This is a genomic window from Pseudomonas sp. URMO17WK12:I11 (assembly GCF_007677725.1).
Lineage (GTDB): Bacteria > Pseudomonadota > Gammaproteobacteria > Pseudomonadales > Pseudomonadaceae > Aquipseudomonas.
Genome location: NZ_VEDF01000001.1, coordinates 648,840 through 668,332, shown reverse-complemented (window position 1 = coordinate 668,332; position 19,493 = coordinate 648,840). Strand labels below are relative to the sequence as shown.

Below are 19,493 nucleotides of genomic sequence, written 5' to 3'. Positions count from 1 at the left end.
GGCATCTTCAAGCCGGTGGGCCGGGTTAAACCGATCATCCAGACCGGCCTGCTGAGCCTCGCCGTGCTCGACCCGAAAATCGCCCACCAGATGATTTCGGTCAGCGTGTGGGTCGAGGGCAAGGGGCATGAAGTGCGCGAGCGCTTGGTCAGCGAGCTGAAGCACAGTGCCGGCCAGTTCAACGAGGCAGCGAAGGCGGCGTTGGTCGAGATCAAGGTGGCGGCAGGAACACTGGAACCGCAGGCGCGGCAGGCGCTGCAACGGATGCAGATTAGCGCGGGGCAAGTATCGCAGATGGTTAAGGGGAGTTTTGAGGGGTTGCGCACTACGGGAAAGGGATGGGAGTTGCTGCTTTCGGTTGGCGGGATTTATTTCTTGGGCGATAGCCTTCGAAGTAATTTGAAAGCTCTAGACCAGCAAATTGGACCCAAGCGAGAAGAGGCTCTGTTCGCGGTCCTCGGCGCGAGTATAGGTCTGCTTGGGGGAGTGATCGAATTCGGAGGACTGACGTGGGGCCCCGACAAGAAAGCGAACAGCCCCCTTTCACGCGGACGCCCAATCGCAAGAATAGGTGCCCTCACTGTTGTATCGGCTGGCGTGTTCGAGAGCATTCAGGCTTTAACGGCCGCACACCGATCGGCCCAGGCTGCAGATCACGAGGCTAGCAAATTTTACCGACGCGCCGCCGTCGCTTCGACCTTGGATCTAATTGCGGGAACCATAAGCGTCTTCTTCCCATATGCGTTAGGGCCGGTGGCCATTTCTATAGCACTGACCATCACTGTTTATTACCTTATGAAGCAGGGCTCTCAAAACGAGTCGAGCCCCCTAGAACGGTGGGTACGAAGATGTCACTTCGGTCGTGCGGACGAGGTCCCTCCGATTCACTGGGAGAGGCCTGATCATGCAGATATCGCTTTCGCAGAGCTTAACACTGCGACGATAGGCCTCGCTGGAAGGATTAGGTTCGAAGTATCAATCGCCAACTCCCCGATAGTTTCAAAAATCGGCGTTCCGATGGGATTGATGAACCGACATAGCCTTCGGTTTGAGGTGACACTTCCGAGCTTCAACGTTTCGAAGTCAGGCTATAGCTGGGTGCTGAGCTCGAATAAAAAGGATATCGCTGACAACACGGTACAGCCCGACAGCGAGATAATTGCATACGGAAATCATCAGCCACCAACCTTGACTCCGCAACACGTTGCAACGGAACAGAGACCAGGAAAAGCATATGGTCAAGATTTAGAACATGCTTCTTCGTCACTGCAGCTAAAAATCGTGAATCATAGCGCCCAAGGCCTGAGTATTCGAACAATAATAGGTAGACTACACGTCACGCCAAACAGCAACCTGAGCGACCCCGTCAGCTCAACCACGCTGACAGTTAAATACTGGGTTGACCGCGAATTTTCAGGCGCCTATGCAGTGTTTCGCATTGAGGAATTATGGCCGTGAAGCGATCGAGACGTAAGATAGGATGGAAGTACGACCTCCCAACCTCGAAAACCGTTCCGCGTCTGGACGCTCAACTAAGAGAGCTCAGAGTTCCGCCTAACGTTGTTGATTCGATTTTCCTAGAGCTACCCCGCTCCACGATGAAGATAAGAGGGTGCTGGCTAGCAGGAATGACAGGTGTTTTGGTTCTATACGGTTATCTTCTTGCAGTAACGCTTCCTCCTCCGCACCTGTGGACCTTTGATTTTATCGTGACAGAATTTATGTTCGTCGTCGCCATGGGCGCGATCGCCGTTCCATTTATTCGCATGGAGTTAGGATTTCCTCGCGACGAGCCAATACGCTTCAACCGCAGTCGTCGAAAGGTCTATTTCTATCAATATAACTTTGACCTGGTCCGTCCATTTGGTCGGAAATATTGGGGCATCAAGACAGTTGCCTACGACTGGGACGACTTAACTGCGGAAGCCTATAGAATTTATTTGCCCTTGGGGTACGGCGGCATTAAGGAAAAAGTGATGATTTCAGTGACTAAAACTGGAACCTGCGAGGTCATCGATCGGTTGTACCTGTGCGACGACATAGCGCTGGGGGAGTCTTACTGGTCAATTGCCCGCGCCTTCATGAACCAGGGCGCCAGTTCACTGCCACCGTTCGTTAATCCACCCAGGGACTGGAATGAATTCCCCAAGCGTGGGCGCTGGGTAAAAGCGCCCCACCGAAACCCTTTCGACCGTCTCGCCCCAAAGGTCAAATGGCCGCCAGAGATGGACCTTGAATCACGCACCGCAGGCACTGCGGAACATTCGCCATGAAGCCAGTAGTTCTGGTCGGGCATGCCCATGACTGTCCGTTACATGGCCGCAGCACCGTGGAAACGGGCGCCAAGCGTTACACGTTCAACGGCAAGGCAGTAGCCAGGGTGGGCGATCGGACCGGCTGTGGTGCGGTGATCATGACCGGAGCGCGACATTACCAAGTTGAAGGCAAAGCGGTGGCGCGAGCAGGTGACCGCACCGATCACGGCGGTGTATTGATCGGAGGCGATCAGGATTGGCTGCTAGAGTGAGATGACCACCCTGTTGACGATGGCCATTTGTCAGCAAAGCCGTGCAGCGGATGAAACTCTATGAAATAAGTTGAACCCGTGCTGTCGTCATGCATCGAAAACACGATCGATGCCATCCTTTTGCCAGGAGCCTGCCGTCAATGCCCTACCAGCCTTCCCAGCAGCGCGATTGCCCAGGAGCCCAGCGGCCATGAAAATGCCTTGCCGAGCACCCAACTCCAATTTGCAACTCGATTATGTGCGCGACACCTTGTTCGGTCCGGTGGCGTTGAGCGTTGAATGCCAATGTCAGCTGGCCCCGCTCAACCTACAGGGTCGCCCTGCCCTGCGCCTGCATATCTGTCCGCCGCTACCGACCAAGGTAGAGCGTGCCCACAGCGTAGCGTTCGTTTGGGATGGTCGCAGCTACCACGGGGTGGTCAGGGACCAAGGCAAGTGCGGCGATGGCGGGCTCAATCTGTTGGTGGAATTGCAGTAACGCCCCTCCCACCGGCCAGCACGTACTGGCCGGTGTTGCGCGACGGTCAGGCAATCGCCTTGAGCGCTGCAGGTTGATCGTCGCGTAGCGCGCGCAGCTGACCCACCAGGTTCGCCAGATCTCGGCAGCTATTGAGGCTGTGCAGCGCGACCCCGTTCAGGGTCACGCCATCTTCCAAGCTACGGCCCTGCCCCAAGCGAATGGTCAGTGTGGCCCCATCGGCGCAGCTGATTTCGCAGCGGTCCGGCAGACAAGCTTGCTCGATGATCTGCCGCATTTCCAGCATAGAAACGCCTATCAACGACATGGTTCGACCCTCTCTATAGGATGGCCTGTTGTGTAGTTACGTCTTTGGCAGCCCGGCTGCCAATTGATATTGCCCATGCCCAAGCGGCCGTCCATTTGCCAGGGCGATGATGACAGGCAAGGTATCCAGGCACCTTAGTGGAAGAGCCTGCGCCACCTTGCACCGTTCAGTGCGTGTGGACGTTTTGCGACAGGCGGTATTGGATCAATCGGTCAATCCACCGAAACGCCCCGCCTGAAATGCCTCGAACGATTCAACGATTTCCGCCTGGCTGTTCATCACGAAGGGGCCGTAAGCGACCACCGGCTCATCGATCGGCTGCCCACTGAGCAACAGCATCTTGGCACCCTCGACAGCCTCCACCCACACGTCCTCGCCCACCTGGTCGAGCAGCACCAGGCTTGCTGGGCCGACGGCATGCTCGCCGTTGACGCGCACCGTGCCGTGCAACAGCACCAGCGCCGCGTTATGGCCATCGACGACAGGCAGTTGCGCCGCCGCCCCAGCGTTGAGGCTTAGATCCCATACATTCATGGCGGTGAACGTGCGCGCAGGCCCGTGATGGGCCGCATAGGTGCCGGCAATGACGCGCACACTGCCAGCGCCGTCGGCCAGCGGAACCAGCGGAATGTCCGCCGCCAGCAACGTCTGATAACCCGCAGGCGCGCGTTTATTGGCGGCCGGCAGATTGACCCACAATTGCACCATCTCCAGCGTGCCGCCATTGCGGGCGAATGCGGACGAATGAAATTCCTCGTGGAGGATGCCATTGGCTGCAGTCATCCACTGCACATCGCCGGGGCCAATCACGCCACCTGCGCCCGTGGAGTCACGATGCTCCACCTCACCTTGATAGACGATGGTCACCGTTTCGAAGCCGCGGTGCGGGTGCTCGCCGACGCCGCGCCGGGCCTCGGTCGGCGCGAAATCATAGGGGCCTGCGTAATCGAGCAGCAGGAACGGGCTGGTCTGCTGGGTCAGGCGATCGTAGGTGAACAGGCTGCGAACGGGGAAGCCATCACCCACCCAATGGGGTTGAGGGCTGCGATAGATACCCACGACAGTTTTCATGAACGGCTCCTGATTAGCTTTCAGCCACCCTATCAGTGAGCCGAAGCCTCCGGTAGCCAGGATAAACGGTACTGATTGTCCCGTCAGTGGAACAATCGATCAGGGTTGCAGGTAGTCAACAATGTGCTGCGCTGCCCTGTCGGGATCTTCCTGCATGAAGCAGTGGCCCCCGGCTACCTGCTGGCTACTGACGGCCGGGTTGAGCTTGGCCAAGCGCTGCACTGATTGCCTGACAAAGGGATAGGTATGGTCGCCGTACAGCACTTGGGTCGGCGCTTCCAAGGCCAGCAGATGTGCCCACATCCGCGACGGGCACGAACTGAAGATTTCGACCTCGCGGCTGGGACGGCACTTGAGCACTACCCCCCCTTCGCCATGATCACCGATGGCATGCTCGACATAAGCGTGCAGTGCAGCGTCAGTCCAGCCTTTGAAGATGCCACGGCCTTGCAGCGATGACCGCGCTGCCTCGCGATCGGGCCAATGGCTGCGGCGGCTGGCAGCCTTACGCGCCAACGCATGGTGCCGATGCAGGCCGATCAGCGCCGTGACGGTCATGACGCCAATCATGCGCCGACTGAACAGGACCGGGTCCAGTAACACCGCCCGCTCGAACAAGCCCGGCCGGGTAGCCAGCAGCAATCCGGTCAACACCCCGCCAAAGCTGTGGCCCAACGCCAAGCGTCGGACAGCGCCGTACTCGCTGCACCCGGCATCGAAGGCTTCGCCGGCAAGCATTGCGCTGCGGTTCCAGCCGACAAATGCGCCGCCATGGTCGCTGTCGCCATGGCCCTGAACATCACAGAGCCACAGGTCGAAGTGCTCGGACAACGCCAGCAACAGCGGCTGGTAAGCCAGGCAGCAGAAGCCGTTACCGTGCACGAAGTGCAGCAAGGGTTTGCCGCTGGCGGGCGAGCGCCAGCCGCGCAGGGTAAAGCCTGCGCTGCTGTCATGAGACCAGGGGATCAGCTGCATCGGTTTTCTGTACTTAACGGTTCAGGAAAACGATGATTCTACAAACAGCAGTGGATAGAGTGAAGCCACCAGCAGCAGGGCCATCAGGACATTGAACAGCACCAGCCAGCGTGGATCGCGCAGCACATTGCGTAGCGCGCTGCCGAACATCACCCAGATGCCGACACTGGGCAAGTTGACCAGCGCGAACAGCGTGGCGATCACGATCACATTGGTCACGTAGCCTTGGGCTGGGGTATAGGTGGTAATTGCGCCCACTGCCATCACCCAAGCTTTGGGATTGACCCACTGAAAGGCCGCAGCGCCCCAAAACCCCAACGGCCGACGCGCACGGGGCGCATCCGCGCCCAGCGGCCCTGAGGTCGCAATTTTCCAGGCCAGGTACAACAGGTAGGCCGCGCCGGTATAGCGCAACACCGTGTAGAGCGTCGGCCAGGCCTTGAACACCTCGCCCAACCCAAGCCCCACCGCTAGGACCATGACCATGAAGCCGATGCTGATGCCCAAGGCGTGAGGAATCGAGCGGCGCATGCCGAAATTCACCCCCGAGGCCAGCAGCATGGTGTTGTTTGGCCCGGGAGTGATCGAGGACACGAAGGCAAACAGCACGAAGGCCGTGAGCAGGTCGGCAGAGGCAAGCATGGGAAACTTTCCAGAAGCGTGGCAGGTACTGTCACACTAGCGCAGTCTGCCCGCCACATGACCGGTACAGTTAAATTAAATTGCGTAGATACACATCACTGTACCTTTCGCAGCCCATGGTCCATCAAGGAAAGAGCATGCCCCTTACCATTCGCCCCGCCCAGCGCACCGATGCCGCTCAGATCCTCGCCTACATCACCGAGCTTGCCGACTACGAACGTGCCCGCCATGAAGTGGTGGCGACGCTGTCCGATATCGAGCACAGCCTGTTCGACGAAGGCAGCACCGTGCGTAGTCTGATCTGCGAGCGGGATGGCCAGGCCGTAGGGTTTGCCGTGTATTTCTACAGCTATTCGACCTGGCAGGGACGTAACGGCATTTATCTGGAAGACTTGTACATCACGCCGGAGCACCGCGGCGGCGGAGCCGGCCGTGAGGTGCTCCGGCATATCGCCCGTGAGGCGGTGGCCAACGGCTGCGGACGCTTCGAATGGAGTGTGCTGGACTGGAACGAACCTGCGATCGGTTTTTACCAGTCGCTGGGGGCGCAGGCACAAAGCGAGTGGGTGCGCTATCGGTTGGATGGCGACGCGTTGCTGCAATTTGCCCAAGGTTGAGGGACGCTTGTTACGTACTACGTGGTACGGTCCGATATCGCCGGTGCCTTGGCGATAAGAGCGATGGGTGGGTCACCCTGCTCAGTGTCTGAAGATGCCAACCCGGCGGCATCGATAATCCCTCAGTCGATATCATTGAGCGTGATAATGACCTTCGCTGTATTCGATTCGTGCGCCACGCGCAGGACACTCACACTCCGCCCACTACTAATACATTGGCGGAGTTTTCCATGGACCACTCACTCAAACCCTTGCGCTTTCCCCTTGCGGCTCTTGCCGTGGTGGTGCTCAGCGCTTGCGGTCGCACTCCCGACGCCGTTCAGGCTCCCGCCGCGCCAACCGTAAGCGTCGCCAAGGTCATCGAGCAACCGATCAACGAATGGGACGAATTCACCGGTCGCCTCGAAGCGCCGGAAACCGTGGAAGTGCGCCCGCGTGTCTCCGGTCAGATCGACTTGGTTGGCTTCACCGAGGGCGCCCAGGTGAAGAAAGGCGACCTGCTGTTCCAGATCGACCCACGCCCGTTCCAGGCTGAGGTGCGCCGCCTCGAAGCCCAACTGCAGCAGGCCAAGGCCAGCGCGATTCGCAGCGCCAACGAAGCGCGTCGCGGCGAACGCTTGCGCGACAGCAATGCGATCTCCGCCGAACTTGCCGAGTCGCGCAGCAGCGCTGCCGCCGAAGCCCGTGCTGGCGTCGATGCGATCCAGGCGCAGCTTGACCTGGCACGCCTGAACCTGAGCTTTACCCGCGTCACCGCACCGATCAGCGGCCGCGTGAGCCGCGCCGAATTCACCGCCGGCAACATCGTTACCGCGGATGTCACGGCGCTGACCAGCGTTGTTTCCACCGACAAGGTGTATGCCTACTTCGATGCCGACGAGCGCGTGTACCTGAAGTACACCCAGCTGGCGCGAGAAGGCCAGCGCGGCCAGAGCACGCCGGTCTACCTCGGCTTGACCAACGAAGCCGGCAACCCGCACCTGGGTCAGATGAACTTCGTCGACAACCAGGTCAACCCGCGCACCGGCACCATCCGTGGCCGAGCCGTGTTCGACAACCGTGACGGGCAATTCACCCCAGGCTTGTATGCCCGCCTCAAGCTGGTCGGCAGCGCGCAGTACGACGCGGTGCTGATCAACGACGAGGCAGTCGGCACCGACCTTGGCAAGAAATTCGTGCTGGTGATGGACAAGGACAACAAGGCGGCCTACCGCGCCGTCGAGTTGGGCCCCAAGCTCGAAGGCCTGCGCATCGTGCGCAGCGGTCTGGGCAAGGACGACCGAATCGTGGTGAAGGGCCTGCAACGGGTCCGTCCTGGCTCGCCGGTGACCCCGCAGGAAACCCAGATGGCCAGTGAACAGACCCTTGCTGCCCTCGCGCAGCAGCGTCAGGCCCTGGAAGCGAGCAACAAGGCGCGCAACGTAGCGGGCTCCAACGATAAAGTCGCCAGCGCCCAGGCGCCACGCGGTTAAGGGATCACACCGATGAACTTCTCCAAATTCTTCATTACCCGGCCGATCTTCGCCGCGGTGCTGTCGCTGATACTGCTGATCGCAGGCTCGATCTCGCTGTTCCAGCTGCCGATCAGCGAGTACCCCGAGGTGGTTCCGCCCACCGTGGTGGTGCGGGCCAACTTCCCCGGCGCCAACCCCAAGGTGATCGGCGAAACCGTGGCAGCGCCCCTCGAACAAGCGATTACCGGGGTCGAGAACATGCTGTACATGTCCTCGCAATCGACCGCCGATGGCAAACTGACCCTGACCATCACCTTCGCGCTGGGCACCGACCTGGACAACGCCCAGGTGCAGGTACAGAACCGTGTGACCCGCACGCAGCCCAAGCTGCCTGAGGAGGTCACGCGTATCGGCATCACCGTCGACAAGGCCTCGCCCGACCTGACCATGGTCGTGCACTTGACCTCGCCGGATAACCGCTACGACATGCTCTATCTGTCCAACTACGCCATCCTCAACATCAAGGACGAACTGGCGCGCCTGGGCGGCGTCGGCGATGTGCAGCTGTTCGGCATGGGCGATTACTCACTGCGCGTATGGCTGGATCCGAACAAGACCGCCTCACGCAACCTCACCGCCAGCGACGTAGTGGCGGCCATTCGTGAGCAGAACCGCCAAGTGGCTGCCGGGCAGCTGGGCGCCCCGCCCGCCCCCGGATCGACCAGCTTCCAACTGTCGATCAACACTCAGGGCCGCCTGGTCAACGAGGAAGAGTTCGAGAACATCATCATCCGCGCCGGCGCCGACGGCGAAATCACTCGCCTGAAGGACATCGCTCGGGTCGAGCTGGGTTCCAGCCAGTACGCCCTGCGCTCACTGCTGAACAACCAGCCGGCCGTGGCCATCCCGATCTTCCAGCGTCCAGGCTCGAATGCCATCGACATCTCCGACGAGGTGCGGGCGAAGATGGCCGAGCTGAAGAAGGATTTTCCGGAGGGCATGGACTACAGCATCGTCTATGACCCGACCGTGTTCGTGCGTGGCTCCATCGAAGCGGTGGTGCACACCCTGTTCGAAGCGCTGATCCTGGTGGTGCTGGTGGTCATTCTGTTCCTGCAGACCTGGCGCGCATCGATCATCCCGCTGCTGGCAGTGCCCGTTTCGCTGATCGGTACCTTCGCCGTGATGCATCTGTTCGGCTTCTCGCTCAATGCCTTGTCGCTGTTCGGCCTGGTGCTGGCGATCGGCATCGTGGTGGACGACGCGATCGTGGTGGTGGAGAACGTCGAGCGTAATATCGGGCTGGGCCTGAAACCCTTGGAAGCCACGCAGAAGGCCATGGGTGAAGTCACCGGGCCGATCATCGCCACGGCGTTGGTACTGTGCGCAGTCTTCGTGCCGGCAGCGTTCATTTCCGGCCTCACCGGGCAGTTCTACAAGCAGTTCGCCCTGACCATCGCCATTTCCACGGTGATCTCGGCCTTCAACTCGCTGACCCTGTCGCCGGCGTTGGCGGCCGTGCTGCTCAAGGACCATCACGCACCCAAGGACCGTTTCTCGCGGATCCTCGAACGCCTGCTGGGCAGCTGGCTGTTCGCGCCGTTCAACCGCTTCTTCGACCGCGCCAGCCACCGTTACGTCGGCGGCGTGCGCCGCGTCATCCGCTCAAGCGGTATTGCCCTGTTCATCTACGCAGGGCTGATGGGCCTGACCTACCTGGGCTTTGCCTCGACACCCACCGGCTTCGTACCGGCGCAGGATAAGCAGTACCTGGTCGCGTTCGCCCAACTGCCTGATGCGGCGAGCCTCGACCGTACCGAGGCGGTGATCAAGCGCATGAGTGAGATCGCCCTGGCGCAGCCTGGCGTGGCCGACTCGGTGGCCTTCCCCGGCCTGTCGATCAACGGCTTCACCAACAGCCCCAACAGCGGCATCGTGTTCACCCCGCTCAAGCCGTTCGACGAGCGCAAGGACCCGAGCCAGTCGGCGGCCGCCATCGCTGCAGCGCTCAACGCCAAGTTCGCTGACATTCAAGACGCCTACATCGCGATCTTCCCGCCGCCTCCGGTCCAGGGCCTGGGCACCATCGGTGGCTTCCGCCTGCAGATCGAAGACCGTGGCAACCTGGGGTACGAGGCGTTGTACAAGGAAACCCAGAACATCATCGCCAAGAGCCACGAAGTACCCGAACTGGCCGGCTTGTTCACCAGCTACCAGGTCAACGTGCCGCAGGTCGATGCCGCCATCGACCGGGAAAAGGCCAAGACCCATGGCGTGGCGATCAACGACATCTTCGACACCCTGCAGGTCTACCTGGGCTCGCTCTACACCAACGACTTCAACCGCTTTGGCCGCACCTACCAGGTCAACGTGCAGGCCGAGCAGCAGTTCCGCCTGGACGCCGAGCAGATCGGTCAGCTCAAGGTGCGTAACAACCTCGGCGAGATGATTCCGTTGGCGACCTTCCTCAAGGTCAGTGACACCTCGGGCCCGGACCGGGTCATGCATTACAACGGCTTCATCACTGCCGAAATCAACGGCGCTGCAGCCCCGGGCTACAGCTCCGGCCAGGCTGAGGCGGCGATCGAGAAGTTGCTCAAGCAAGAACTGCCCAATGGCATGACATTCGAATGGACCGACCTGACCTACCAGCAGATCCTCTCGGGCAACACCGCCCTGTTCGTGTTCCCGCTGTGCGTGCTGTTGGCCTTCCTGGTGCTCGCGGCGCAGTACGAGAGCTGGAGTCTGCCGCTGGCGGTGATCCTGATCGTGCCGATGACGCTGCTATCGGCCATCACCGGGGTGATCGTGTCCGGTGGCGACAACAACATCTTCACTCAGATTGGCTTGATCGTATTGGTGGGCCTGGCCTGCAAGAACGCGATTCTGATCGTCGAATTCGCCAAGGACGAACAAGCCAAGGGGCTCGACCCGCTGGCCGCCGTGCTGGAAGCCTGCCGGTTGCGTCTGCGGCCGATCCTGATGACCTCGATCGCCTTCATCATGGGCGTGGTGCCGCTGGTGTTCAGCTCTGGCGCAGGGTCCGAGATGCGTCATGCCATGGGCGTGGCGGTGTTCTCCGGGATGATCGGCGTGACCGTGTTCGGCCTGTTCCTGACCCCGGTGTTCTTCTTCCTGATTCGCCGTTTCGTCGAGCGTCGCCAGGCCCGCAAAGCCGAGCACACGCCTGTGCTGGAGAACCACGCATGAACCTGCTCAAACCCCTGACCCCGAGCCTGTTGGCACTGGCCTTGGCCGCCTGTGCCGTGGGCCCGGACTATCAAGCGCCGGCCACTGAGCCTGCCCACATCGCTGACACTGACATGCCGGCCCGAGCCTTCGATCGCAGCCGCTTCGAAAGCCTGTGGTGGAAGCAGTTCGATGACCCGGTACTCAACCAGCTGGTACAGGCATCGTTGGACGGCAACCGCGACCTGCGCGTGGCATTCGCCCGGCTGAAGTCGGCGCGGGCGATCCGTGATGACGCCGCCAATGATCAACTGCCGGTGGTGACCAGCCGTGCCAGCAGCGAGATTGGCAAGGGTCAGATCCCCGGCCAGACCGATGACCGGGTCAACAGCGAGCGCTATGACCTCGGCCTGGACATGGCCTGGGAGCTCGATCTGTTTGGCCGTATCCAGCGGCAGATCGAAGCCAGCGATGCCCAGGCAGCGGCGGCTCAGGCCGATCTGCAGCAATTGCAAGTCAGCCTGATTGCCGAGCTGGTCGACGCCTACGGCCAGCTGCGCGGCGCGCAACTGCGCGAGAAGATCGCCCTGGCCAACCTCAAGACTCAACAAGAGTCGCGCACGATCACCGAAACCCTGCGCGACGCGGGGGTAGGCAATGAGCTTGACGTGGTGCGCGCCGATGCGCGCCTGGCCGGTGTCGAAGCCACGGTCCCGCAACTGCAGGCGCAACAGGCACGTGCACGGCATCGCATCGCCACCCTGCTCGGCCAACAGCCGCAAGCACTGAGTGTCGATCTGTCACCCAAGGCGCTGCCAGCCATCGCCAAAGCCCTGCCGGTGGGTGACCCCGGCGAGTTGCTGCGCCGGCGTCCAGATATCCGCAGTGCCGAGCGCCAACTGGCTGCGGCCACGGCCAACGTCGGCGTGGCCACGGCCGATCTGTTCCCACGGGTCAGCTTGAGCGGCTTCCTCGGGTTTACCGCCGCACGCGGCTCGCAGATCGGCTCGTCGGCCGCCAACGCCTGGGCCCTGGGGCCTAGCATCACCTGGGCCGCATTCGACCTGGGCAGTGTGCGCGCTCGTCTGCGCGGGGCCAAAGCCGATGCCGAAGGGGCGCTGGCCAGCTATGAGCAGCAGGTGTTGCTGGCCCTGGAAGAATCGGCCAACGCCTTCAGCGATTACGACAAGACCCAGCAGCGACTGATGTCGTTGATCCGCCAGAGCGAAGCCAGCCGCAAGGCTGCAGATCTGGCATCGATTCGCTACCGCGAGGGCACGGTGGATTACCTGGTATTGCTCGATGCCGAGCGCGAGCGTCTGAGCGCAGAAGACGCCCAGGCCCAGGGCGAAGTCGAGCTGTATCGCGGCATCGTCTCGATCTACAAGGCGCTGGGCGGCGGTTGGCAACCGCAAACGTTGGCCAGCGCGCGCTGACTCTCCCCTGTTGCACAGGCTCCTTTGGTTGGATCCTCCCCCAACCTTTTGCCCCGCAGGCCTAGGCCCGCGGGGCTTTTTTACGCCCAAACCCGAGCCGCTTCGCTTGCAGGCCAGGGCATTGTGCCCCAAGCTTTGCCCTCTTCTTGTCAGAAAAACAGCACCTATGCCGAGACGCCATCACGCCCTGATCGCCCTGTTGCTGCTGGTGCTGGTGGCGACCACCATCGTTGTACTGCACCGCAGCAACGCGCCGGCACCGGCGGCGCGGCCCGCCCCCAGCTATGCCAAGGCCCTGCGCCAGGCGCATGAGGGCCAGCCCGGTGCTGCCCGTGTGCTGTATCAACAGCTCCAGCGCACCGACCTTGCGCCGATACGGCGAGCCGCCTTGCACGCCGAGCTGCCAAACTACCCTTCCCCCCTGGCCCTGAAACTGGCACGGATGGACCTTGAGAGTGACGACCCGCTGGTACGTCGCGCCGCCGTTGCCAGTATCCAGCGCCTGCTGCCCGCGGCCCAGCGCAGCCTGGTGCTGGGCCCGTTGCTGGACGATGACGATCAGAGCGTGCGTTTTGCCGCAGTGGATGCGCTGCTGGGCCTTGATCCCGACGCCATCGGCCTGTACTTCGGGCCTCTGCAAAATGCGCTGGAGCACTATCAACAGGTGCTGGAACAGCAGCCCGACGATGCTGCGGCCCAAGTGCACCTGGCGCGCCTGTACTTGCACGAAAACGCCTATACCCAGGCCGCGGCAGCTTTACAGCGCAGCCTCGCGCTCGCACCTCGGAGCCCCGATGCCCTGGTCACCCAGGTGCGCCTGCTCGAGCGCCAAGGCCTGCATGACCAATCCCGCGAGGTCCTGGCCAAGGCCCTGACCTTGCAGCCGGATTCAGCCTTTCTGCAGTACCAGCTCGGGCTTTGGCTGAATCGCCATGAGCAGCAGGAATATGCCCTGCTGGCGCTGTCACGTGCAGTGGAGCTGGAGCCTGACAACGCCGATTACCGCTACACCTTGGCTGTGACCTTGCACGCACTGGAGCAATCCGACGCTGCGCAAAAGCAGCTGGAGACACTGCTCAGCCGCCAGCCTGCCAACCGCCGCGCGCGCGTGCTACTGATCCAGTACGAGAAAGAAACCGGGCAGCTGCAGAACGTACAGGTCCTGTTGGCCGAACTGGAACGGCAAAACCCGGACGATCCCTTCCTGCAGCAGGGGCTCTAGCGGCGGCTAGGTGGCGCTGACGGGTGGGTCGGCCAACATCAACAGCGCCTGGTTTTTCAGCGCCGACAGCGCGAATGGCTTGAGCATCAGCGCTGTGCCGGGCGTATCGAGCATCAGCAATTCCACGGGTTGATCGTTGAAACCGGTGATGAACAGGATCTTTTGCGCAGGCGCCAGCAGACGCATCGCCTTGGCGGCCTGACGGCCGCTGAAGCCGCCAGGCAGGCCAATATCGGTGATCACCAGATCGAAAGGCCCCTGGTTGCGGAAGCAATCAAGGGCCGAGCTGGCATCCATGGCGTCGCATACCTCAAACCCGTGCTCCTCCAGGTATTCCTTGATCACAGCACGCAGGTTGTGCTCATCGTCGGTCAGCAATATGCGCTGGCCTCTGCCCCGGGTGACTGGCGCAATCGGCGATACCGGAGGCTGCTCGACATGCGCATGGCTGCGCGGGAACAACATGCACACGCGCATGCCCTGGCCAGGCTGCGATTCGAGCCAGACATGACCGCCGGATTGACCAACGAATCCGTACACCATCGCTAGGCCAAGGCCTGCACCCTGCCCTATGGGCTTGGTGGTGAAGAAGGGTTCGAACGCGCGCGGCAGGTCCGTCTCCGGCATGCCATGGCCGTCGTCGCTGACGTAGACGCCGACGTAATCACCGGCAGGCACTCCGGATTCATCCGGAAACGGCGCATGCAGCCGTGTGTTGATCGTATGCAAGGTGATCTCGCCGCGGCCCAGGCAGGCTTCGCGCGCATTCGAGAATAAATGCACCAGGGCCATCTCCAGTTGCCCGACATCCACGCAGAGCGTCCAGGGCGCCACGTCCAGTTCCCATTTCATGCGCATTTCGGTGCCAAGCACTTGGCGCAGGAGCAGCTCCATGGTGGTTAGTTGAGCGTTGACATCGATAGGCTTGGGCGACAGCGGTTGGTGCCGGGAGAACGCCAGCAGGTGATGGGTCAAGGTCATCGCCCGTTGCACCGAATCAGCGGCCAGCGCCACGTATCGATCGATTTGCCCCAGACGACCCTGCTCCAGGCGGCTCTGCAACAGCTCGAGACTGCCACCGATACCCGATAACAGGTTATTCATTTCATGGGCCATGCCGCCGGCCAGGTGGCCGACGGCATCCATGCGCTGGGCGGCCCGCACGAAAGCCTCCGATTGCCTGATCACCTCATCGCGATCACCGGAGATATCCCGGCCAACGGCGGTCAGTCGGCTGCCGTCGAAGCTGGCCGTCCAGCGAAACCATCGGTAATGGCCGTCGCGGTGACGCATGCGCGTCTCGAGTTGGTCGGCGCCTTGCTGATGCACGAAGTCCATCACCGCGACTTCCACTTCGGTCAAGTCCGCTGGGTGCACCAGCTCAAGGATGGACCTTTCACGAATCTCTTCATCTGTCCAGCCCAATGCCCTGTGCCAGGCAGGATTAGCCTCCAGCAGGCGCAGGTCACGGCTGACGACAATCATGGCGTCCCGCGAGAGCTGCCAGATCTGATCGCGGTCTGCCATGTAGCGCTCGAGCTGACGCTCGAACGTCAGCGCCTGCTCTCGCCATTGATCATGAGCTTCGACCCCGGCAGTGGTTTCGATGACGGTGTGAAGAAAACCCGCCACCTCATAGTATTCATCGCGCAAGGGTGTGTAACTGAATGCGTAGGACAAACGTGCGCCGGTATGCTCGCAGGTCAACTGCAGTGGCTGATCCTCGACGAAATTCGACTGGCCTTCCATCGCCTTGAACACCCATGATCCTACCTGCGGCCAGGCCCTGGCCCACACTTCATTGAACGGCTGGCCCAAGGCGACTCCGTCGCGCTCAAGCAATGCGGTGTAGGCATCGTTATGGATGACGGTCATGTCCGGGCCCCATACTACCGCGCACGGAAATGGCGACAGGATCATCATGTCGACGGCAATGCGCAAGGGTGCTGGCCACAGCGGCAAAGGGCCGAGCGCAGTGCTGCCCCACTCGAATTGCTGGATCTGCACGGCCAGCCCTTCTGCACTCGGCACGGGGCCCAGCTCTAGGCGGTAGGGTTTGGGTGCACCATCGTTTACGAACACGGTCGAGATTCCATCAGGCTCAGGGCTTCATCCATTGGATCCAATGATCGGCTTAACAGGGCACGCCTGCAAGTGTGCACCGTCTCGAACAGGCCGGGACGCGCGTCATCGATCAGCCAATCATAGTGGTTTCGCGCTTGCTGCGCCCGATTGCTGCCAGGGGGATTCACAGCATGTCGCGGACTACGCTGGCAGTTAATGTTTCGTAACGTAAGCGCGGCCTCGGCCTACAGCGCAAGCGGTAATCGGTCCATAGGCTCTGCATTGGGCTATCCATTGTGGGTAGCCCAGGAATATGGGGCTCCAGACCGATGTCTAGAATCAGAACTGCTGGGCACAGCATGGTGGAATTGTTGCTCGCCCTGGTGATCAGCCTGCTACCGGTGGGCACCGGCTTGATGATCATGGTCTATCAACAGGACAAGAAACTCGCTGATTTGGCGCAGGTTTCCCTGCAAGAGGCCATTTACTCCGTGGACCTTGCGGTGGACAGAATTCATGCTGCGGCCGAGCACACGCTCAGGCTAGCGGGTACCGACTGCAAGGCGGCTCGTGGCGAAATGCTCGAATGGGTCAATCGGGATTCGTATTTACGCTCATTGGCCCTGACCCATGCAGAGCGAGGGCTTTGCACGACGCTCGGGGCATCGCAAGAGCTGTGGCCGCGCTCTGCCGACGCTCAATCCTCGCTGCAGCTGATGTTCAACGGCCCTGGTGCTGGTGATGCGCCTTTGCTTGTCTATGAACTCCAGCAGCAGAACGCGCGAGTGGTTGCGACAAGTTACGCGGAGTTGTTGCGTAACGAGCTGCGCGCGTTTCAAACTGGCGTTACGCTGGTATTGGAATTCGCAGATGCGTATATCTGGTTGGAGGGCGACAGCCGAGATGGGCTACGTCCTTCGCTTGCAGAATTTACCGTAGAAGGTACTTCGCAGAAGTACGGCTACACCGTGAAGACCGGTTTCGCGCAAGGGTATTCGGCTCGCGAAACGCGGCAGACGATGAAACAGTTGTTTCCTTCACTGGCGTTAGTCGGGTTAATTACCGGGGCAATCGTTTACTGGGCCTTGTTCAGGCGTTATCGCACGGGGCAATTGCATCCCGTTAGGGCTGAGGGCTGAGCTGCAAGCCAAGAGCAGCGCAGCGTGAAGGTCAATGGTTGCTGCGTACCAGTACTATGCTGTTTATATCCTGCCCGTCACTTCCAGCTTTTAATATCGCTGTTGCTTTTGCTTTTGCTGTTGCTTTTGCTTTTGCTTTTAAGCGCACGACAGTTCAGGCAACGCAAATTGCGACCTCAGGAGGCCGAGCGTAGGCGTCTGGAGGGCCCAGGGTGCGTAGCACCCCCGACGGCGTAGCCGGAGGACGCGAGCTGTACGACTTGCGTAGCAAGTTGTGGCCGCGCAGGGCCCGCAAGACGCCGAAGCGAGGGGACCCCGGAGCGCAGCGCAGGGGCCGTATGTGGGAGCGCAGCGTTTTTTGGTTACTTTTTGTCGCGTTTGACAAAAAGTGACTCGCCGTAAAGGCGAAAGGGTGAATAAGCGTCGCCATCGCAAATGAATACCGCTGCAGCGTTCAAAACAGTCAGGCTTCTAGCTTCTAGCTTGAAACTCGGAACTTGGAACTTGGAACTTGGAACTTGGAACTGAAGATAGGCTATGTGATGAGCGCTTGCATATCGGATGCGCATTCATTGGCGATAGTGGCGCACAATCACCTTTTCGCCTTTACGGCGAGTCACTTTTTGTCAAACGCGACAAAAAGTAACCAAAAAACGCTGCGCTCCTACATACGGCCCCTGCGCTTCGCTCCGGGGTTCCCTCACTCCGGCGTCTTGCGGGCCCTGCGCGGCCACAACTTGCTTCGCAAGTCGTACAGCTCGCGTCCTCCGGCTACGCCGTCGGGGGTGCTGCGCACCCTGGGCCCTCCAGACGCCTACGTTCGGCCTCCTGAAGTCGCAATCTGCGTTGCCTGAACTTTCGCGCGCTTAAACGCAAAAGCAAAGCAAAGCAAAGCAAAGCAAAGCAAAGCAACTTGAGTTTTCGGCATACTACCTTGGGAGTGCAGTTCAGACATGTTCAATGCAACATACCTGAACTGCTGCTTCCTCATGATTGGTTATCTACTCGGCATTGAGTACGCCACGACGTACCTGATCACGCTCGATCGACTCGAACAATGCCTTGAAGTTACCCTCCCCGAAACCATCATCACCTTTACGCTGGATGAACTCGAAGAACACAGGCCCCAGCACCGTCTCGGAGAAAATCTGCAGCAACAAGCGCTTGTCGCCCGACTCCGAAGCGCCATCGAGCAAGATACCGCGCGCCTGCAACTGATCGACCGGCTCGCCGTGACCCGGCAGACGTTCCTCGAGCATTTCATAGTAGGTTTGCGGCGGCGCAGTCATGAAGCGCATGCCGTAACCCTTCAACGCATCCCAGGTCTTGAGCAGGTCATCGGTCAAGAACGCCACATGTTGAATGCCCTCACCGTTGAATTGCATGAGGAACTCTTCGATCTGCCCCGCGCCCTTGGAAGATTCCTCATTGAGCGGAATGCGGATCATGCCATCCGGCGCCGTCATGGCCTTGGAGGTCAGGCCGGTGTACTCGCCCTTGATATCGAAATAACGAATCTCACGGAAATTGAACAGCTTCTCGTAGAAGCCGGCCCAATACGCCATACGCCCGCGATAGACGTTATGGGTCAGGTGATCGATGATCTTCAGCCCCGCACCGGCAGGATGACGATCCACCCCTTCGATGAAGTTGAAGTCGATATCGTAAATCGAGCTGCCCTCTTCGTAACGGTCGATCAGGTAAAGCGGCGCGCCGCCGATGCCCTTGATCGCCGGCAAGCGAAGCTCCATCGGCCCGGTTTCGATTTCTACCGGCTGCGCACCCAATTCAAGCGCCCGGGCATACGCCTCATGCGCGTTGCGCACGCGGAACGCCATGCCGCACACCGATGGACCATGCTCGGCGGCGAAATAGGAGGCAACGCTCTTCGGCTCATTGTTGAGAATCAAGTTGATGCCGCCCTGCCGATACAGGTGCACATCCTTGGAGCGGTGTGTGGCGACCTTGGTGAAGCCCAGCATCTGGAACACCGGCTCCAGCACGCCCGGCGTCGGCGACGCCAGTTCGATGAACTCGAAGCCCATCAGGCCCATTGGATTTTCAAAGATATCAGCCATGCTCGTACCCTCATCTGCAGCGTAATTTAATGAATGCGCGGGATGTGGAACGGTACTGGCGGGGAGCATGGGATGCCCCGCACGCTGCGGGCGAGGTAATCACCAATGATCAATTTGAACCCATGGCACGTCATAGGGAACCATTCTCGGCGAGTTGATCCTCCGTGTCAGGAGGACTTCGTTGTTGTAATCGTAAACCGATTCTACAGTGCGTAAATTTCTTTGTCGCCCTTTAAGTTGCAAGCACCCGAAGTTGGTCAAGGTACGAGCCAAACGGCTATGCTTCGCACGTCA

Annotated in this window: 15 protein-coding genes and 1 pseudogene; 10 read left to right on the top strand and 6 right to left on the bottom strand. The window is 60.5% G+C overall.

The annotated features are described in order from the left end of the window. From FS665_RS23365 to FS665_RS03280, 4 genes and pseudogenes are all read left to right on the top strand, one after another. A pseudogene (locus FS665_RS23365) lies at positions 1 to 1,458 on the top strand (hypothetical protein); the annotation flags it as partial. A gap of 170 nt (positions 1,459 to 1,628) precedes the next feature. Continuing rightward, positions 1,629 to 2,273 (top strand): DUF6708 domain-containing protein, encoded by a 645-nt coding sequence (locus FS665_RS03290; protein WP_256674921.1) that lies wholly within the window; start codon positions 1,629 to 1,631, stop codon positions 2,271 to 2,273. Then, a complete protein-coding gene (locus FS665_RS03285; RefSeq protein ID WP_145183303.1) occupies positions 2,270 to 2,527 on the top strand; it encodes a PAAR domain-containing protein in 258 nt (85 codons plus the stop codon). The genes FS665_RS03290 and FS665_RS03285 overlap by 4 nt, the downstream gene beginning before the upstream one ends. Positions 2,528 to 2,717: 190 nt before the next feature. Continuing rightward, positions 2,718 to 3,005 carry a hypothetical protein gene (locus FS665_RS03280; protein ID WP_145183300.1) on the top strand — a complete coding sequence of 96 codons (288 nt, stop codon included), beginning with the start codon at positions 2,718 to 2,720 and terminating at the stop codon, positions 3,003 to 3,005. Between the two features lie 46 nt (positions 3,006 to 3,051). On the opposite strand, the gene FS665_RS03275 is transcribed toward FS665_RS03280, so the two are convergent. The 4 genes from FS665_RS03275 to FS665_RS03260 all read right to left on the bottom strand — a co-directional run bounded on the left by FS665_RS03275 (position 3,052) and on the right by FS665_RS03260 (position 6,000). Beyond that, positions 3,052 to 3,312 (bottom strand): DUF1652 domain-containing protein, encoded by a 261-nt coding sequence (locus FS665_RS03275; protein ID WP_145183296.1) that lies wholly within the window; start codon positions 3,310 to 3,312, stop codon positions 3,052 to 3,054. Positions 3,313 to 3,516: 204 nt separating this feature from the next. Next, complete coding sequence (locus FS665_RS03270; RefSeq protein ID WP_145183293.1) at positions 3,517 to 4,383, bottom strand: pirin family protein; 867 nt, start codon at positions 4,381 to 4,383, stop codon at positions 3,517 to 3,519. A 99-nt stretch (positions 4,384 to 4,482) separates the two neighbouring features. Beyond that, positions 4,483 to 5,358 (bottom strand): alpha/beta fold hydrolase, encoded by an 876-nt coding sequence (locus FS665_RS03265; protein ID WP_145183290.1) that lies wholly within the window; start codon positions 5,356 to 5,358, stop codon positions 4,483 to 4,485. 21 nt (positions 5,359 to 5,379) lie between these two features. Further along, a complete protein-coding gene (locus FS665_RS03260) occupies positions 5,380 to 6,000 on the bottom strand; it encodes a LysE family translocator (protein WP_145183287.1) in 621 nt (206 codons plus the stop codon). Between the two features lie 137 nt (positions 6,001 to 6,137). On the opposite strand from FS665_RS03260, the gene FS665_RS03255 reads away from it, so the two are divergent. The 5 genes from FS665_RS03255 to FS665_RS03235 all read left to right on the top strand — a co-directional run bounded on the left by FS665_RS03255 (position 6,138) and on the right by FS665_RS03235 (position 13,918). Continuing rightward, entirely contained in the window at positions 6,138 to 6,617 is a 480-nt protein-coding gene (locus tag FS665_RS03255; protein WP_145183284.1) for a GNAT family N-acetyltransferase, read from the top strand. 230 nt (positions 6,618 to 6,847) lie between these two features. Continuing rightward, entirely contained in the window at positions 6,848 to 8,089 is a 1,242-nt protein-coding gene (gene mexE / locus FS665_RS03250; RefSeq protein WP_145183281.1) for a multidrug efflux RND transporter periplasmic adaptor subunit MexE, read from the top strand. Positions 8,090 to 8,101: 12 nt separating this feature from the next. Next, positions 8,102 to 11,281 carry an efflux RND transporter permease subunit gene (locus FS665_RS03245; RefSeq protein WP_145183278.1) on the top strand — a complete coding sequence of 1,060 codons (3,180 nt, stop codon included), beginning with the start codon at positions 8,102 to 8,104 and terminating at the stop codon, positions 11,279 to 11,281. After that, positions 11,278 to 12,696 carry an efflux transporter outer membrane subunit gene (locus FS665_RS03240; RefSeq protein WP_145183275.1) on the top strand — a complete coding sequence of 473 codons (1,419 nt, stop codon included), beginning with the start codon at positions 11,278 to 11,280 and terminating at the stop codon, positions 12,694 to 12,696. Before FS665_RS03245 ends, FS665_RS03240 begins: the two co-directional genes overlap by 4 nt. Before the next feature lie 166 nt (positions 12,697 to 12,862). After that, on the top strand, positions 12,863 to 13,918 hold the full coding sequence (locus FS665_RS03235) for a tetratricopeptide repeat protein (RefSeq protein WP_145183271.1): 1,056 nt from the start codon (positions 12,863 to 12,865) through the stop codon (positions 13,916 to 13,918). A gap of 6 nt (positions 13,919 to 13,924) precedes the next feature. Here FS665_RS03235 and FS665_RS03230 read toward each other — a convergent pair whose 3' ends face one another. Further along, a complete protein-coding gene (locus FS665_RS03230) occupies positions 13,925 to 16,000 on the bottom strand; it encodes an ATP-binding protein (protein ID WP_371921216.1) in 2,076 nt (691 codons plus the stop codon). Positions 16,001 to 16,341: 341 nt separating this feature from the next. Between FS665_RS03230 and FS665_RS03225 the strand changes: the two genes are divergently transcribed. Beyond that, positions 16,342 to 17,121, top strand: a complete 780-nt coding sequence (locus FS665_RS03225) for a CSS-motif domain-containing protein (RefSeq protein WP_178108285.1) — start codon at positions 16,342 to 16,344, stop codon at positions 17,119 to 17,121. Positions 17,122 to 18,122: 1,001 nt separating this feature from the next. Here the strand turns inward: FS665_RS03225 and hppD are convergent. Continuing rightward, entirely contained in the window at positions 18,123 to 19,199 is a 1,077-nt protein-coding gene (gene hppD / locus FS665_RS03220) for a 4-hydroxyphenylpyruvate dioxygenase (RefSeq protein WP_145183265.1), read from the bottom strand. Positions 19,200 to 19,493 lie beyond the last annotated feature (294 nt).

Bases quoted from the DNA above. Each gene is read 5' to 3' on its own strand.
- FS665_RS03270 (WP_145183293.1), bottom strand. From the start codon at position 4,383: ATGAAAACTGTCGTGGGTATCTATCGCAGCCCTCAACCCCATTGGGTG.
- FS665_RS03280 (WP_145183300.1), top strand. From the start codon at position 2,718: ATGAAAATGCCTTGCCGAGCACCCAACTCCAATTTGCAACTCGATTAT.
- FS665_RS03245 (WP_145183278.1), top strand. From the start codon at position 8,102: ATGAACTTCTCCAAATTCTTCATTACCCGGCCGATCTTCGCCGCGGTG.
- FS665_RS03260 (WP_145183287.1), bottom strand. From the start codon at position 6,000: ATGCTTGCCTCTGCCGACCTGCTCACGGCCTTCGTGCTGTTTGCCTTC.
- FS665_RS03255 (WP_145183284.1), top strand. From the start codon at position 6,138: ATGCCCCTTACCATTCGCCCCGCCCAGCGCACCGATGCCGCTCAGATC.
- hppD (WP_145183265.1), bottom strand. From the start codon at position 19,199: ATGGCTGATATCTTTGAAAATCCAATGGGCCTGATGGGCTTCGAGTTC.
- FS665_RS03275 (WP_145183296.1), bottom strand. From the start codon at position 3,312: ATGTCGTTGATAGGCGTTTCTATGCTGGAAATGCGGCAGATCATCGAG.
- FS665_RS03290 (WP_256674921.1), top strand. From the start codon at position 1,629: ATGACAGGTGTTTTGGTTCTATACGGTTATCTTCTTGCAGTAACGCTT.
- mexE (WP_145183281.1), top strand. From the start codon at position 6,848: ATGGACCACTCACTCAAACCCTTGCGCTTTCCCCTTGCGGCTCTTGCC.
- FS665_RS03225 (WP_178108285.1), top strand. From the start codon at position 16,342: ATGGTGGAATTGTTGCTCGCCCTGGTGATCAGCCTGCTACCGGTGGGC.
- FS665_RS03235 (WP_145183271.1), top strand. From the start codon at position 12,863: ATGCCGAGACGCCATCACGCCCTGATCGCCCTGTTGCTGCTGGTGCTG.
- FS665_RS03240 (WP_145183275.1), top strand. From the start codon at position 11,278: ATGAACCTGCTCAAACCCCTGACCCCGAGCCTGTTGGCACTGGCCTTG.
- FS665_RS03265 (WP_145183290.1), bottom strand. From the start codon at position 5,358: ATGCAGCTGATCCCCTGGTCTCATGACAGCAGCGCAGGCTTTACCCTG.
- FS665_RS03285 (WP_145183303.1), top strand. From the start codon at position 2,270: ATGAAGCCAGTAGTTCTGGTCGGGCATGCCCATGACTGTCCGTTACAT.